The 16,429-nt window shown below is 48.0% G+C and carries 16 protein-coding genes; 2 read left to right on the top strand and 14 right to left on the bottom strand.

Translation table 11 applies throughout. The features are described 5' to 3' along the window. Positions 1-5: 5 nt before the first annotated feature. Both recU and EGV91_RS15965 read left to right on the top strand, forming a co-directional pair. Positions 6-602 (top strand): Holliday junction resolvase RecU, encoded by a 597-nt coding sequence (gene recU / locus EGV91_RS15970; protein WP_135505465.1) that lies wholly within the window; start codon positions 6-8, stop codon positions 600-602. 30 nt (positions 603-632) lie between these two features. Continuing rightward, complete coding sequence (locus EGV91_RS15965; protein WP_135505453.1) at positions 633-3,386, top strand: PBP1A family penicillin-binding protein; 2,754 nt, start codon at positions 633-635, stop codon at positions 3,384-3,386. Between the two features lie 41 nt (positions 3,387-3,427). Here EGV91_RS15965 and EGV91_RS15960 read toward each other — a convergent pair whose 3' ends face one another. The 14 genes from EGV91_RS15960 to mgsA form a co-directional block, all read right to left on the bottom strand. Further along, positions 3,428-3,751: a YpoC family protein gene (locus EGV91_RS15960; RefSeq protein WP_135505451.1), complete on the bottom strand. Its 324-nt coding sequence runs from the start codon at positions 3,749-3,751 to the stop codon at positions 3,428-3,430. Next, positions 3,726-4,406, bottom strand: coding sequence for an endonuclease III (gene nth / locus EGV91_RS15955; RefSeq protein WP_135505449.1), 681 nt, complete (start codon positions 4,404-4,406; stop codon positions 3,726-3,728). The genes EGV91_RS15960 and nth overlap by 26 nt, the downstream gene beginning before the upstream one ends. 11 nt (positions 4,407-4,417) lie before the next feature. Then, the gene (locus EGV91_RS15950) at positions 4,418-5,119 is read right to left on the bottom strand and encodes a DnaD domain-containing protein (protein ID WP_135505447.1); all 702 of its coding nucleotides are present in this window, start codon (positions 5,117-5,119) and stop codon (positions 4,418-4,420) included. Positions 5,120-5,165: 46 nt separating this feature from the next. Beyond that, the gene (gene asnS / locus EGV91_RS15945) at positions 5,166-6,461 is read right to left on the bottom strand and encodes an asparagine--tRNA ligase (RefSeq protein ID WP_135505445.1); all 1,296 of its coding nucleotides are present in this window, start codon (positions 6,459-6,461) and stop codon (positions 5,166-5,168) included. Positions 6,462-6,487: 26 nt separating this feature from the next. Beyond that, the gene (locus EGV91_RS15940; protein ID WP_221300752.1) at positions 6,488-7,717 is read right to left on the bottom strand and encodes a pyridoxal phosphate-dependent aminotransferase; all 1,230 of its coding nucleotides are present in this window, start codon (positions 7,715-7,717) and stop codon (positions 6,488-6,490) included. Beyond that, positions 7,693-8,169 (bottom strand): cell wall elongation regulator TseB-like domain-containing protein, encoded by a 477-nt coding sequence (locus tag EGV91_RS15935; RefSeq protein WP_135505441.1) that lies wholly within the window; start codon positions 8,167-8,169, stop codon positions 7,693-7,695. Before EGV91_RS15935 ends, EGV91_RS15940 begins: the two co-directional genes overlap by 25 nt. 8 nt (positions 8,170-8,177) lie before the next feature. Then, positions 8,178-8,348, bottom strand: coding sequence for a YpmA family protein (locus EGV91_RS15930; RefSeq protein WP_135505439.1), 171 nt, complete (start codon positions 8,346-8,348; stop codon positions 8,178-8,180). Between the two features lie 41 nt (positions 8,349-8,389). Beyond that, entirely contained in the window at positions 8,390-11,149 is a 2,760-nt protein-coding gene (dinG, locus tag EGV91_RS15925; RefSeq protein WP_135505437.1) for an ATP-dependent DNA helicase DinG, read from the bottom strand. Positions 11,150-11,319: 170 nt separating this feature from the next. Continuing rightward, on the bottom strand, positions 11,320-11,703 hold the full coding sequence (panD, locus tag EGV91_RS15920; RefSeq protein WP_135505435.1) for an aspartate 1-decarboxylase: 384 nt from the start codon (positions 11,701-11,703) through the stop codon (positions 11,320-11,322). 3 nt (positions 11,704-11,706) lie between these two features. Next, positions 11,707-12,546: a pantoate--beta-alanine ligase gene (panC, locus tag EGV91_RS15915; protein WP_135505433.1), complete on the bottom strand. Its 840-nt coding sequence runs from the start codon at positions 12,544-12,546 to the stop codon at positions 11,707-11,709. Positions 12,547-12,772: 226 nt separating this feature from the next. After that, positions 12,773-13,756 carry a biotin--[acetyl-CoA-carboxylase] ligase gene (locus EGV91_RS15910; protein WP_135505431.1) on the bottom strand — a complete coding sequence of 328 codons (984 nt, stop codon included), beginning with the start codon at positions 13,754-13,756 and terminating at the stop codon, positions 12,773-12,775. Continuing rightward, positions 13,734-14,867 carry a CCA tRNA nucleotidyltransferase gene (locus EGV91_RS15905; protein WP_135505429.1) on the bottom strand — a complete coding sequence of 378 codons (1,134 nt, stop codon included), beginning with the start codon at positions 14,865-14,867 and terminating at the stop codon, positions 13,734-13,736. The genes EGV91_RS15910 and EGV91_RS15905 overlap by 23 nt, the downstream gene beginning before the upstream one ends. Beyond that, positions 14,864-16,006, bottom strand: coding sequence for an N-acetyl-alpha-D-glucosaminyl L-malate synthase BshA (gene bshA / locus EGV91_RS15900; RefSeq protein ID WP_135505427.1), 1,143 nt, complete (start codon positions 16,004-16,006; stop codon positions 14,864-14,866). Before bshA ends, EGV91_RS15905 begins: the two co-directional genes overlap by 4 nt. Positions 16,007-16,017: 11 nt before the next feature. Continuing rightward, positions 16,018-16,422: a methylglyoxal synthase gene (mgsA, locus tag EGV91_RS15895; RefSeq protein WP_135505425.1), complete on the bottom strand. Its 405-nt coding sequence runs from the start codon at positions 16,420-16,422 to the stop codon at positions 16,018-16,020. Between the last annotated feature and the right edge of the window lie 7 nt (positions 16,423-16,429).

The following is a 16,429-nucleotide window of genomic DNA, read 5'->3' as shown; positions in this document are numbered from 1 at the left end:
TCACAATGGCAATAAATTATCCGAACGGCAAGAAATTTATCCCAGCTAAAGAACAGCCGGTGAAAAAGAAGAAAAAGGATTTCTCTTTCAGTAATCGGGGTAAAACTTTAGAGGATGAATTAAATGAAACCAATGAATACTACTTGCATTTAGGACTTGCAGTCATTCATAAAAAGCCGGTTCCAGTCCAAATCGTCAAAGTCGAATACCCTTCAAGAAGTGCCGCGGTCATTCGGGAAGCCTATTTCCGGGCACCTTCCACCACGGATTATAATGGGGTGTGGAATGGGCGATACATCGACTTTGAAGCAAAGGAAACGGAAAACAAAACTTCCTTTCCGCTGAAAAACATCCACGAACATCAAATCCATCACATGTCCCAGGTCGTCAAGCATCAGGGGCTGGCATTTATGATCATCCGTTTTTCAGCGCTGCAGCGATATTTCATCATCCGTTTTGAAGCGCTTGAAGTTTTTTGGGACCGCATGTTGACTGGCGGACGAAAATCCATCGCGCTGCAAGAAATCGAAGACATTGCAATCGAAGTCGTGCCGGGGGCATTTCCGCGCATTGACTACCTGCCTGTCCTCAAACAATTTTAACGAAGCATATTTGAAAGTGAGGGACCGATTGTGAGTGAAAAACCAGTTTCGCGCGAACAGCGCAGAAAAGCAATCGAACAACAGAAGAAGAAAAGCAACCAGAAAAGCAAGAAACCAAAAGGCGGAGGCTGGATTAAACGAATTTTCCTGATCCTTCTGCTGATTGGCGTAATCGGCCTCGTATTCGGCATCGGCCTCTTTACTTATTACGCGAGCAGCGCCCCCGAAATTGATGAAGAACTTCTCCGCGATCCGATCAGCCCGACCATCCTGGCAGCTGACGGCAAAACGGAAATTCCCTATATGACCGCAGAAAACCGCGAATATATCGAATATGAAGATATTCCAAAAGTGATGGAAGACGCCATATTGGCGACGGAAGACAATCGCTTCTATGACCATTCAGGGATTGACGTCATCCGCCTCGGCGGTGCTGTCATCGCCAACATCACCGGAGGTTTCGGTTCACAAGGAGCCAGCACCATCACCCAGCAGGTCATCAAAAACTCCTTCCTTTCGAATGATAAGACATTGAAGCGAAAAGCGCAGGAAGCATACCTTGCATACAAGCTTGAACAGAAATACGAAAAAGAAGAAATCTTTGAAATGTATTTCAACAAAATTTTGATGTCTGGCAATATTTACGGCTTCGGCACCGCTTCTCAGCATTTCTATGGCAAGCCATTGAACGAATTGGCCTTGCACGAATCCGCATTGCTTGCAGGCATGCCGCAAAGCCCGAACGGCTACAACCCTTTCAATAATCCGGAGCGCGCTGAAACGCGCCGCAACGTCGTATTGAAATTGATGGAGCAGCACGGCAAAATCACCACTGCAGAAAAAGAAGAAGCCCAGGCGGCTTCCGCGACAGACTCCTTGCTGCCGGAAGACCAGCGCAAACAAGTCGTCGAAACAAATGAATATACGGCGTTCATGGAAATGATGGAAAACGAACTTGAATCTCTTGATGGAGATTACGCAATGGATGAAGGGTTGACAATTCATACAACCTTGGATCCCAATGCTCAAAAAGTGGTCAACAATGCGATGTCATCCGATTTGTTCTTCGATGAGGAAGTTCAATCTGCAATGACAGTCGTCGACACCAAAACCGGCGGCATCCGTGCTGTCGGAGCCGGCCGCGATTACAGCGGTGATGTCCGCATCAATCGTGCGACAGCCAAAGACCGCAACATCGGCTCCACGATCAAGCCGCTGATCGATTATGGTCCGGCAATCGAGTACCTTGACTGGTCGACAGGCGAAACAGTCGTGGATGAACCCCTTTCCTATGAAAGCGGCCAGGAAATCCGCAACGTTGACGGCGAGTTTCTCGGAACGATGTCGATCAGAGAAGCATTATACCGCTCACGCAATATCCCGGCAGTAAAGACTTTGGAAGAAGTCGGAGCAGAAAATGCTGCAGACTTTACAAAGAAATTAGGGCTTGAGATAGAAAATGTCTACGAATCAACAGCGTTAGGTACGGATAATATCTCCACTGTCGAAATGGCTGGCGCTTTTGCGGCATTCGGCAATAATGGCTCTTATACAGCACCGCATACGATCACCAAAATCGTTTTCCGCGACGGCTCGACTGAACAGATCGTCAAGCCAGAACCGGTACAAGCAATGAAAGACAGCACAGCTTATATGGTCACTGACATGCTGCGCGACGTGGTCGATACTGACCTGCGCGGTTCGACAGGCAAAGAAGCATCCATCAGCGGATTGGATCTGGCTGGCAAAACCGGTACATCCAATTACACGGAAGATGAACTGGACAAATATGGTCTAGATGCATCATCCGCACCGGATATCTGGTTTGCCGGCTATACTCCGGAATATTCAATCTCCGTATGGAGCGGCTACCCGACGCGCGCAGTCGGCGTCGACACTGACTCTGATGAACGGTTATTGTCCCAGCGCCTTTTCAAAACAGTCATGTCCGAGATTTCAACAAGCGAAAGCGGAACGTTCACCCAGCCTGATTCGGTTGTAGAACTCCAAGTTGAAGAAGGTACATCCCCTCTTCAACTGGCGAGCGCATACACACCGTATAGCCTGCGCAGCACAGAGTTGTTCGCAAAAGGCACGGAGCCGAACCAAGTTTCAGAACGCTACGTTCAGGAAGACCTTAACGCCCCATCAGGTTTGAGAGCAAATGTAGATGGCGAAAATGTTAATCTCTCTTGGAACTATGGAGATGCAGGCAATGTAGCTTTCGAAGTATCTGTTGAAGTTGACGGATCTCGTTCGGTCTTGACAACTACAGGCGAACAGGGCTATACGTTCAGCGGTCTTGAAGAAGGCAAAACGTATACCTTCCGGGTTGCGGCAGTCACTGATGACCAGCGAAGCGACTCTGCTTCTGTGTCCGTCGAAGTTGCTGCCCGTCCAGAAGAGCCTGTGGAAGAACCTGAAGAACCAGTAGAAGAAGAGCCTCCTGTTGAAGAAGAACCTCCGGCCGAGGAAGAACCGGCTGAAGAAGAACCTCCTGCTGAGGAAGAACCTCCAGCCGAGGAAGAACCGGCTGAAGAAGAGCCTCCTGCTGAAGAAGAACCTCCGGCCGAGGAACAACCTCCTGCTGAGGAAGAACCAGCGGATGAAGGCGAAGAAGCTCCGCCTGAAGATGGCGGCGAAGGTGAAACCGAAGCCAATCCCGCTTCCGTTGACCCTGCCAATGCTGGAGAAGGCCAAAACGAAAATGACAACAGCAACAACAATGATAACGGAAACAACAACGAGAACAATGGCAATGGAAACGGTGATGATCGTCCATAAACCATAAAATCCCCCCAACGCTTTAGGCGTCGGGGGGATTTTTAATGGGCATTTTTATTCAACTGGATCCGCTTTGAAGAAATCTTTTTATTCATTTCCGTAAACAATTCATCGAGCTGTCGGAACGCGGCGAATTGAGCCGGTTTTGCATTGACAAAGCTTAACCGCTCCCCGCAATTCAAAGGCGCCAGTTCCCCTCCGCATTCTTCCAGCAACGCTGTAAAGAGCAGGATTCCTTGTGCCATCAGCTCGTCAGCGCTTTTGCTGCGCTGCTGATGGACGTACAGCAATTCCGTACTTAACCGCTGCCACTGGACAAAATAAGGGTCAATCGTTTCTTTAGTTAATTTTTGTGACTGCTTCATGTTTAACCAGCCCTTTTTTATCACGTTTCTTGCCTTCTCTGCAACGATCGAATAATGGGCAAATGTGGCATCCCGGATTCTGGGCTTTGCAATGATAGCGTCCAAAAAAAATGATTTGATGATGAGTCTTCGACCAATCTTCCGCCGGTGTTTTTTTCATGATTGTCTCTTCCACTTGCAACGGGTTGTCTTTCCACCGGTTTAGTCCAAGCCTTTTAGCAACGCGTTCCACATGCGTATCCACGGCTAGAGCGGGAATGCCAAACGCCACCGATACGACGACATTCGCCGTTTTTCGGCCGACCCCTGGCAATGTCGTCAATAAATCCCGGTCTGCCGGGACAGTGCTGCCATATTCCTCAATTAGTATTCGGCTGAGGGCTTGAATATTTTTCGCTTTATTGCGAAACAAGCCGATGGAACGGATATCATCTTGAAGTTCTTCGAGCGTTACAGAAACATAATCTTCAGGTGTAGCGTACTTTTGGAAAAGCGTTTCCGTTACTCTATTGACCAATTTATCCGTGCACTGGGCAGACAGCAAGGTCGCGATCAGCAGGTCGAACGGATTCCGGTGAATCAGTTCACAATGAGCATCTGGGAACATTTCATCCATTTCTTCCAAACAAGATAACCATTCTTTCTTCGACATCATAAGATCACCTTCTAATTCCGGTCCTCGAGCCAATTGTAAAACTGCACTTTTTTTGTATTTGAAGCTGCAGGCTGAAGTTGGATATTTTTCTCTCTGAAAGAACTGGCGTGCTTCGAAACTTCGTTCGTCGTTTTGATGTTCTTCTTTTTCCACTCAAACAAAATACGATCCACATAGCGCAAACTGATTTTCTGGGAAATGACAGCCTCTTTCAAAGCCATGCGGATAATGGCTGGCGTGTGGCCGTCCTGGTCCATCCACATGGAAATCGTCTCTATTTCCATCGGCGATAAAAACCTGCCGAATTCCTGTTCAAAGAGCTGGAAAATCTCTCCTTCAAGCTCTTTCTGGGAGGATTCCTGTTCGGCATGCTTCTCTTTATAGACACAATCCAGGAGGCGATCCCAAAGCGGCAGCAAGGAAATGCGCTCTGTCTTCACATCTTCTCCAGGTTCCTGTTCGATTGCGAGAAACCCTTGCTGCATCAATTTCTGCAGCATGGTTGTTACATTTGTCTGTGTGGCCATCATGCGTGCTCCTACTTCATCAGGCGTCGGAAACGGATTTCCCGCCTGTTGGTATGCATGGATGTGCATAATCAGCATCGCTTCTTCATCGGTTATCTTCAACTCTTTATAAAACTGAAAAAAGAGCTGGGAAATGTTAACATTCCCCTGCTCGATCCAGGTGTGCAATCGATTCGGCTGTTTCATATCCCAACCACCTTTCTATTCTGTATTCCAATGTCCTGTTCAACAATTAAGGGTATAGACGGTTCAACAAGCGTGGGAATGGGATGGATTCACGGACGTGTTCCGCTCCGCTGATCCAAGCGACAGTGCGCTCCAATCCCAAGCCGAAGCCTGAATGCGGCACTGCGCCGTATTTGCTGAGATCCAAATACCAGGCGTAGGCTTTTTCATCTAAACCATGTTCAGCGATCCGTTGTTTCATCAAATCATAATCGTAGATCCGTTCAGATCCGCCGATAATTTCGCCGTAGCCTTCTGGTGCGATCAAGTCTGCGCAAAGCACAACGTCGTCGCGTTCTGGATGCGGCTGCATATAGAACGGCTTGATGCCGATCGGGTAATTGGTGATGAATACTGGCATATCGTAGTTTTCAGCAATCGCTGTTTCATGCGGCGCACCGAAGTCTTCGCCCCATTTTATGTCATCAAAACCATTGTCATTCAACCATTTGATCGCATCATCATACGATACGCGCGGGAATGGCGCTTTTATTTTTTCAAGTTTCGTCGTGTCGCGGCCCAGACGCTCCAATTCCAATTGGCAGTTTTTCAATACCGATTGTACAAGATGCGCTACAAATTGTTCTTGGACTTCCAAGCTTTCTGCATGTTCCACAAAAGCCATTTCCGGTTCAATCATCCAAAATTCGATCAAGTGGCGGCGCGTCTTAGATTTTTCAGCACGGAATGTCGGCCCGAAAGAGAAAACTTTTCCAAGCGCCATTGCAGCTGCTTCCATATAAAGCTGGCCGGATTGTGACAAATAAGCATCTTCATCGAAATACTTCGTCGCAAACAGTTCAGAAGTGCCTTCTGGCGCGGAACCAGTCAAAATTGGCGGGTCTACTTTGACAAAGCCGTTGTCGTTGAAAAATTCATACGTCGCACGGATGATTTCGTTTCGGATTTTCATGATTGCGTGCTGCTTGCGTGAACGCAGCCATAGGTGGCGGTTATCCATCAAGAATTCCGTGCCGTGTTCTTTCGGCGTAATCGGGAAATCCACTGCTTCATTGATCACTTCGATGCCGCTGACGGCAAGCTCGTAGCCGAATGAAGAACGTGAATCTTCTTTCACTTCGCCTGTTACATATAGAGAAGTCTCCTGGGTCAGCGATTTCGCAGCTGCGAATAGCTCATCCCCAACTTCCGCTTTGACGACGACCGCTTGTACAAAGCCGGATCCGTCGCGCAATTGCAAGAATGCGATTTTTCCGCTTGAGCGCTTGTTTGATACCCAAGCCCCTAATTTAATTGTCTGTCCGTTGTATTTTGCCATTTCAGCAATTGTAATCTTTTTCATCATAGCCTCCAGAAATTATATTCCACTCATTCTTTCCATTTAGATGTTACGAATTTATGGATGCGTTCCACCGCTTCCGTCAATGCTTCAAGAGAAGTTGCGTACGATAAGCGGATTGTCGATGGCGCCCCGAATCCGGAACCTGGTATGACAGCAACGTTCGCTTCAGTCAATAGCCCTTCGACAAATTCGTCAACGGATGAATAGCCGGTTTTTTCCGCTGCTTCCGCGACATCCGGCAGCAAATAAAATGCGCCTTGCGGACGGATCACTGTGAAGCCGGGAATGGCTTCGACTTTCGGGAAAATGGTTTCCAAACGGCTTTCGAAAGCCTGGCGCATTTCCTCGACCGCATCTTGTGTTCCATTATACGCCTCAATCGCCGCGTATTGGGAAGTCGTCGTCGGATTGGACGTCGAATGGCTCGCCAAATCCGTCATCGCTTTGATTAATGCTGAATCGCCGGCTGCGTAGCCGATTCTCCAACCTGTCATCGAATGCGATTTAGAAACGCCGTTGATGATGATCGTTCGGTTTTTCGCGTCTTCTGAAAGCTCAGCGATTGATGTGTGTACGGTGTCACCGTAAATCAATTTTTCGTAAATTTCATCAGAAACAATCAGAATGTCCTTCTCGCGGCATACTTCCGCCAATTCCTGCAGTTCTTCTTTCGAGTAAATCATGCCTGTCGGATTGCTTGGCGAGTTGATGATGACTGCTTTCGTCCGCTCCGTGATGGCTTCTTTCAATTGCTGAGGCGTTATTTTGTATTGCTGGCCGGCAGTCGCTTCTATGTATACCGGAACACCTTCTGCCAATTTCACTTGCTCCGGATAGCTTACCCAATAAGGGATCGGAATGATCACTTCATCGCCTTCATTCAGCAGCACCTGGAACAATGTATATAAGACATGCTTAGCGCCAATTCCGACCATGATTTCGTTCGGCTTATACGCCAACCCTTGGTCGCGCTCCAATTTGTTGATGATTGCTTCTTTTAAAGCTGGAAGACCACCCGCAGGCGTATATTTCGTCTTGCCTTCTTTCATCGAACGGTAAGCTGCTTCAATGATGTTTTCAGGCGTATTGTAATCCGGTTCACCAGCACCCAGGCCGATGATGTCCACACCTTGCGCTTTTAATTCATTCGCTTTTGCTGTGATCGCTAAAGTAGTGGACGGTGTTAAAGTTTGTACACGCTCTGCTAATTTAATCAATTTCTCCAACCCTTTCACATGTTCAGGATTTGTTTCCATTTCGAGCCGTCAGCCGCTAGGATGTAAACATAATTCAGCTGGTCTTTTTCATTGATAAAAACAACTTCCCAGACAGGGCCGTCTTTTTCAAGCCCTAATTTGGTATGGAGGACTTTTTTGGCATCCATACCACCCAGCGCCACTTCGCGCGCCTCTTTTGCGGCAATGGCATTTTCCATCATCAGTTCACGCATTTCGCCTTCGCCTGCAGGAACGAAGACCGCTTTCAGCTTGCCTTCTGCATCCGTTCCGATCACCGTCACAGCTGTCTGTTTATTGGCATAGACATATGCCTGTTTGACTTCCGCCAGCAGTTCCTCGTTTTTCACACGGTCAATTGCCTGCTGTTCCACTTCCGTGAACGGCTTATTGCCTGCCACCATGACGACGATCATCAAAGCAACTGCCAGAAAAGACAGAAATCCAAGTATAAATATGATCCATTGTTTCATTTTCTCACCTATGTCTTATAGATTGTAAAAATCGCTTTTTCTGGATCTTCTTTGTCCAGTGCCAACCCGAACATTAAATTATCGTGTTTTAAGGTGCGGTTCAATGCATCAACGACTTTATACAAATCTGCCTGGTAATTGACTGTCACGGTGGACAGCACTTCGATTTTCGATTCCATTAGAGCGATCTTCCCTTCTGTATATGTGGTTCCATTTTATATCATTGCTTATTATACCAATGTTCAATATCCGTTACCATCTTTTCCAATGACACTTTTGAGACCTTGACGCGCGGCAGTGCATTCAGGAATTCGATGCCATACGACTTTGTTTCGATCCGGCGGTCCAGGACGATGAACAATCCCTGATCTTCTTTCGATCGGATGAGACGGCCGAATCCTTGCCGCAGCCTGAGCACTGCCTCTGGCAAAGCGTAATACAAAAAGGGATTGATGCCTTCTTTGGAAATCGCTTCTGATTTCGCTTTGAAAATCGGTTCATCCGGTGAAGTGAACGGCAAACGCACGACCACGACTGCACGCAGCGCATCTCCGGGAACATCGACCCCTTCCCAAAAACTGTTCGTGCCGAACAGCACCGACTTCTGGAAACGCTGGAACGATTTCAGCAGTTTCATGCGGCTGCCCGATGTCATGCCCTGAGCAAATAGCATATAGCCATCAAGCAGCCCGGTATCCTGTATCAAATCCACTGTCTTGCGGAGCATATCCTGTGACGTGAACAACACAAAGCATCGCCCTTCTGTTACCAGCACCGTCTGGATGACGGCATCTGCTACTGATTCGATGTATTCACTTTGCGACACATGCTGGATTTCGGGCATATCATCAACAATGAATACCCGGGCACCTTGATAGAATTCTTCCGGCGGTCTGAACTTGGTGATCGGCACGGTATTCGGAATGCCGAGCTGATTGACGATAAATCGTTCATTCGAAGGCACACTCATCGTACCCGACAACCATATCAGCGATTTTTTTCCACGTACAGGCGATGCCACCCGTTGGACAATCGATGTCACTTCAAATGGACGCTTGTAAAATGACAAGCTCGTCGGCAAGCTTCGCAAATCCGCTTCCAACCAGCTGACTTCATCTTCCAATGGAAAGACGAAAATTTCACCAAACTCGACTGCCTTGACCATCAATTCCTCTGTCCAGTAACGCCAGTCCGAAATGACCAATTTATCCTCTATAGTCGTTTCTGTCAGCCGTTCCGCTTTTTGCAGAATAAGCTGCGACATATCAATCCAATCATTGAGAAATCCAAGAAGTTCTATAAACCGCTGCCTGTCATAACTCAATTCACTCAGAAGCGTCGAACATTTCTTGTGGCGGCTGCCTTGGAATTTCGCATAGAACGCTGCACTTAACCCGTTTGTCGTTTCGTCGAACAACGCGGTAAATTTCAGGAACAGCGATTCAAGCTTCAGCAATTCGGGCACTGTCGAGAATCCGCTTCTTTCCGCTGTTTGGTAGAGCCTGTAAAACAATTGCTGGTCTTCAAACGTGCCCAATTGGCCGAAGATATATTTCCATTGCGTGTAAACGAATGTTTTTTCGTGTTGTGATATCGCCGCTTGGACCACTTGATGCGCCTCGTCCCAAATATACGCGCCAACATTCGCGAGAATGCTTTGATGCGGCATCCGCTGATTCAATAAAAACGAATGGTTCGTGACGATGACTTGTGCTTTTTTGGATTTTTCAAGCGCATATTCATAAAAATCATAGCGCCTTTCATCCCGCGCCAATCTCCTTAAATGTGAACGCCGTATTTTATCCAGCACGAATTGCCCGCCGCTTGATGCATTCAGTTCGTTCAAATCGCCCGTATCCGTCAAATTTAGCCAGATCAGCACTTGCATGATTGTAAACGACTCGTCATAAGATTCATCCTGCCCGTGCACCAATTCGGCAAATCTCGGCAAATCTATGTAATGCCCCAGTCCTTTGATCAATGAAATTCTTATTGGCGCGCCGACTAAACTGCTGACAATTTCACCATCTTTTTGGACGAGCTGATCCTGCAGATGAGTTGTATACGTGCTCACGAGCACCTGTTCACCGGTTTCAATCGCGTAATTCACAGCCGGCAGCAGGTAGCCAATTGTTTTTCCCATGCCGGTAGAGGCTTCGATCACTCTCTCCTCTTTATTTTTCAGCGCTGACTCAATCGAATCCATCATATCGAATTGGCTCTGGCGTCTTTCAAATTTCGGAAAGGCCTTTTCAAGCGATTTTTCCCAATCATGTGCCGGTTGATAAGAAAGCTCTTCTTCTTCCATACCGCGCCGATGCTTAAGCGGGATCCCTTGGAAATATTCACACTGTACTTGCTGTTCACTGCGCTTTTTCTGCGTCAGTTCAAAAAACAGCCTGGAAAGATCTGATTTCAATTGGAACGACCGTTTATGGAGCAATGCCAATGTTTCATAAGGCAACAGGCTGAAATCCTGTTTTGCTTTCAGGAACAGGTGCGCAGTGGCCACCGCGTCATCGTCCGCCCGGTGCGCGTTCTCCAACGGAATGTTGAGCACCGAAGCAATGTCCTGCAATTTAAAACTGAACGCCGTCGGGTACATTAGACGGACCATTTCCACTGTATCCATTGTCAGCCCATGCCATTTCGGCAAACCGCTGCGCTGAAATTCCGCTTGCAGAAAAGGAAGGTCGAAATTGGTGTTATGCGCGACAAACACAGCATCTTCCAGCATACTGAAGATTTTTGCTGCGTGGGCCTCGAATGGGAGCGCATCTTTAACATCCACATCTGAAATGCCCGTCAAATCCTGGATAAAAACAGGGATTTTCTTTTGGGGATGGATGAATTCCGTATATGTATCAATTATTATGTCATTTTCAATCGTTACCATCGCTATTTGAATAATCCGGTCACCTTTTGCAGGGGAATGGCCCGTTGTTTCAATATCGACAACGACGTATCTTTGGGTGTTCATGGCAAACCCTCTTTCTCAGGTGATACATTCTTTAAAAATTGTACCATATCCCCTTGTTTTGCGCTGTGCGCCAGACCAGAAAATCGCTCTATGGAATTTTCACTCCTTGGAAATAAAAAACAAGTGGACGATCAGCCGAGGCCGATCGTCCACTTGTTCCCATCGCTTGATTACATAATAGTTGCTTCAGGCTCGTAATTGATGATTTCCCGGATTTCGTTGTTCTCGCCCATGATGGCGACAGTCGGTTTGTGGCTGCGCGCCTGTTCGTCCATGACATATCCGTAAGTGAGGATGATGACGATATCGCCGCGCTGCACAAGGCGGGCGGCTGCTCCATTGACGCAGATGACGCCGCTGCCGCGTTCTCCGGCAATAATATACGTTTCAAAACGCGCGCCGTTATTGTTATTGACGACATGGACTTTTTCGTTCGCCAGCATGCCCACCTCATCCAGGATGTTTTGGTCGATGGTAATGCTGCCAACATAATTCAAGTCAGCCTCGGTTACAGTGGCACGGTGTATTTTGGAGTTGAGCATCATTCTAAGCATAATTCAGTTCTTCCCTTCTATCGGAAATATAATATTATCGATCAATCTCGCTTTTTCAAATTGTACTGCGAGCGCTAAAATTGCCAGCCCTTGCACATTGTGGTCCAAATCCGGATACGACAGCAATTCAATATAATCGATTTTGCCTGATACTTCACGCTCTAAGTATGCCGTCATAGACTGCACCGCGTCTTCATTGCTGAGGACCGCTTGTTCCCCGAGCAGCAGCGCTTTGCGCAGATGGGGAGCTTCCTGCCGTTCGGTTTCGCTTAAATAGACGTTGCGCGAACTTTTTGCTAATCCGTCTTCTTCGCGGACAGTCTCGCCTCTGCGGATGGCCAGCGGGAAATTGAAATCTTCAACGAGCGACTCGATAATCGCCAGCTGCTGCGCATCTTTTTGGCCAAAATACGCCCGGTCCGGCTGTACCAGATGAAATAATTTCGTCACGACTTTCAGCACGCCGTCAAAATGACCAGGGCGTTTGGCGCCGCACAGCACATTTGCCAATGGTCCGGCAGACAGCTGGATATGGGATTCTCTTGGATACATTTCTTCTGCGGATGGAGCAAAAATCACATCCGTCCCAGCTGCTGCTGCAAGTTTGCTGTCCCGCTCAAGGTCGCGGGGGTAGCGGTCAAAATCTTCGTTCGGTCCGAATTGCGCCGGATTAACGAAAATGCTCATCACTACTTTGGCGTTTTCCGCTTTTGCCATGTCTACCAACGAAATATGGCCTTCGTGCAAAAAGCCCATCGTCGGCACAAGGCCGATCGAATCACCTTGCTGTTTTGTCGTTTGGACCCAGGCTTTAAGGTCTTTTAATGTCGTAATGATTTCCAAGTATTTCTCTCCTCTCGGGAAGAAGGCCATATAAAAAGTCCTCCCGCCGCTAAATGGGCAGAAGGACAGTAAATGTAAGTTTAGGTCTCTCCGTCCCTGTCATGCGATAGATCAAGGCAGATCTTCGTGCTATAAAATTCGAATCACGCTTATTTTCCGGTGCAGTTCGCAAGCGATACTGCCCGATAAAAATACTATATCAGAAATTTGCAGAAAACAAAATACTTCAACTTGTCATCTCGATATCAGCTGAATAAATGGAATGCAGCTTGCCGTCAGCTGTCCGGAGCTGCAGGACGCCGTCTTCGGTGATGCCTTCCGCGATGCCTTCCAGCGTCTCTTTTGGCAAGCGCGCGCGCACTTTGCTGCCGATTGTCGATGAATAGCTCTCCCACAGCACTTTTAAGATGCCAAAGCCTTCCTCGATATAAAGATCTGTATATTGTTCAAGGTAAAAAAGGATTGCCCGGACCATTTCCTGGCGGCTGACATGTTTGCCGCTTTCCATTTTTAAAGAAGTAGCAATGGGCTGTACTTGCACGTCAAAATCGGACAGCTCCTGATTGACGTTCAACCCGATGCCGATGATCAGTGCCTGGATGCCATCTGCATCCGATTGAAGCTCTGTCAGGATGCCGGTGCATTTCTTTCCTCTGATCAATATATCGTTCGGCCATTTGATTTCCGGTTTGACTCCAGTCACTTCTTCAATCGCGCGCACCATCGCCACTGCTGCCACCAGCGTAAATTGCGGCGCTTTCTGCGGCACGACATCCGGACGCAGCACAATGCTCATCCAGATTCCTTTGCCATAGGCTGAATCCCATACCCGCGCCATGCGGCCCCGTCCAGCCGTCTGCTCTTCCGCAAGTGCAACAGTTCCGGCAGGTGTGCCTTCCTGGGCCAATTGATGCGCGATGATCTGCGTCGAAGCGCATGATTGCTGGTATACCATCGTGCGCCCGATCATACGTGTTTTCAGCAACGGCTGAAGCCCGGCAGGTTCCAATGTATCCGGCTGGCTGACAAGGCTATAGCCCTTCTTTTTGACAGAAGCAATTTCATAGCCTTGTTCTTCCAGTTCTTTGATGTGCTTCCAGACCGCGGTCCGCGAAATGCCGAATTCGTCTGCCAGCTGTTGCCCTGATACGGCTGTGCCTTTAGCTTCAATCAGCCGCCCGGCTAATTTATGAGTCACCGTTATATTCATTTAGAAACCAATCCTTTATCAGGCCATTATCGTTTTCAAGCTGCCCGTACACGATATGCCGCTCCATTTTTTCAATCCACTGCCGCAGCCACGGACCTTGCTTTCGCCCGCTCCATTCCATCAGATCGATGCCGTTTACAGCTAACTCCCGTTTGGACTTGATTGGCAGCTGTTCTTTTCTTAAAGGAATGTCCATATCTGTCCCATTCAAATAACACGCGATTTCAAGTTCTTTCGCCTCGAAACAATAAAAGGTCCAGTCGTCCCATTCAGTAAGGTTCGCCGCTTCAAGCGCGCGTTCAACCAGCCGCCTTTCAGCGTTGGAAAATTTATAGCCTTTGATTTCTTCGAATTGTTTTTGCTGGCTGTGCAGCAAATAGGCCCAGCCGAAAGCCGCTTGGCCTTTCGGCTCGTAGCCAGTCCAATCCATCGACAGCAGGCCGCCAGCTGGCAGATGCTTTGCCAAACCTGAGTCCTTCAAGTATGCCATGCTGTGCTGCGTCCTTGGATTGAGAAGAATTTTATCCAGTTCATTTTTCAGCCGTTCCACTGCAACCGAACGGATCAACGATGCGTGGCTGCGGATAGCCGCAAGCGTCCCTTCTTCGATGGCAAAGTTTAATTGTCCAGAAAAACGGACAGCACGGAGCATGCGCAATGCGTCTTCCTGAAACCGCTCGCCCGCCTCCCCAACTGCCCGGATCAAGCATTTTTCCAAATCGCTTTTTCCGCCAAACGGGTCGATGATTGCCAGGTCTTTATCCATCGCCATGGCATTGATCGTAAAATCACGCCTTTTCAAATCTTCTTCCAGCGATTGGACAAATTCCACCTTGTCCGGCCTGCGCAAATCGGTGTACTCGCTTTCGGTTCGGAACGTCGTCACTTCAATCCCTTCACCTTCCATCAGCACAAGGACCGTACCGTGTTCAATGCCGATGTCGACTGTGCGGTTAAAGAGTTTTTTCACTTCTTCAGGATATGCGTTCGACGCTACATCCATATCGTGAGGCACTTTTCCGAGCAAAAAATCCCTCACAGCGCCACCGACGATATATGCCTCAAAGCCGGCGTTCTCCAAATTCCGGATCACCTTTGCGGCTGTTTTCATTTTCCTTCGCCTTTATCCAATAAGCGCTCATACAAGCCGATATATTGATCCAGGATTTTAGAAGAATGGAATCGCAGCTGGACTGTTTCCAATGCGCCGGCTTTTAACCGCGCGTATTCTTCCTCGTCTGAAAGGATTTTCAGCGTGCTCAATGCCGCTTCATTCGTATTTCCAAGCTCCACCAGATAACCATTGAAGCCCGGTTCAATGATTTCAGGCATTCCGCCGACAGCCGTTCCGATGCATGGCACGCCGCAAGCCATCGCTTCCAATAAAACCAAACCAAACGACTCTTTTTCCGACATTAGTAATTTAACATCGCTGATATTGTATAATTCTGTCAAATTATCCCGTTTACCTAGGAACAGCACATAGTCTTCAATGCCTAAATCTTTGACCTGCTGGACGATTCGTCCCATTTCCGGTCCATCGCCTACAAGCATCAATCGCGAATTGATTTGATCATGTACTTTATAGAAGGTTTCAACAACATCTTCAACCCGTTTGACGTTGCGGAAGTTGGAAACGTGGATCAACACTTTTTCATCGTCTGCAATCCCAAGGTCACTTTTTAACTGGCTCGACTCTTTCACTTTATACTCACGTTCGTCAACGAAGTTATAAACGGTCTCAATCCGTTTTTTAGGGCCTACCAAATCATAGGTCTGATCGCGGAGCGAGTTGGAAACCGCTGTGACGATATCGGATTTCTCAATTCCGTAGCGGATCGCTTCCGTCAGTGAGGAATCAGTGCCTAGCACCGTAATATCGGTGCCGTGGAGCGTCGTGACAATGCCGATGTCCGAATTTGCCATGTCACGCCCGAGAATTGCGCAAACCGCGTGTGGGATAGCGTAATGGACATGCAAAAGGTCCAGCCCTTCATTTTTGATGACTTCCGCTATTTTCGTCGCCAAGGCAATATCGTAAGGCGGGTATTCGAATACGGAATACGTATTGACGCTGACTTGGTGGCTGAAGATATTCGGGTCCATCCGGTTCAGCCGAAAAGGCGTACTTGACGTGATGAAATGGACTTCATGGCCTTTCTCTGCAATCATTTTGCCCAGCTCTGTGGCAATGATGCCCGAGCCCCCTACTGTTGGATAACACATGATGCCTATTTTCATTTTACGCATTGCTGCCACTCCTATCCTCTCTGTTCACGGATCAACCGCCAGTTTACAAAGCCTTGTTCCAGGCCCTTCAATAATACTTCCGCTGTTCCCATATTGGTCGCAAGCGGCACGTTATAGACGTCGCATAAACGCATCAAAGCCGAAACATCCGGCTCATGCGGCTGGGCGGTGAGCGGATCCCTGAAAAAAATGATCATATCCATTTCATTCTGCGCGATCATGGCCCCGATCTGCTGATCTCCGCCTAGCGGACCTGACTGGAAACGAATGACATCCAAGTCCGTTTCGTCTATAATCCGGCGCCCGGTTGTGCCGGTAGCGTATAGCGTATGCTCCGATAAAATCGGCTGATAAGCGGTGACGAATTGAATCAAATCATCTTTTTTTCGGTCGTGTGCGATCAATGCTATGTTCATCGGCTCT

The organism is Planococcus koreensis, assembly GCF_004761975.1.
Taxonomy (GTDB): Bacteria; Bacillota; Bacilli; order Bacillales_A; family Planococcaceae; genus Planococcus; species Planococcus koreensis.
This window is presented reverse-complemented; position numbering and strand designations above follow the sequence as displayed.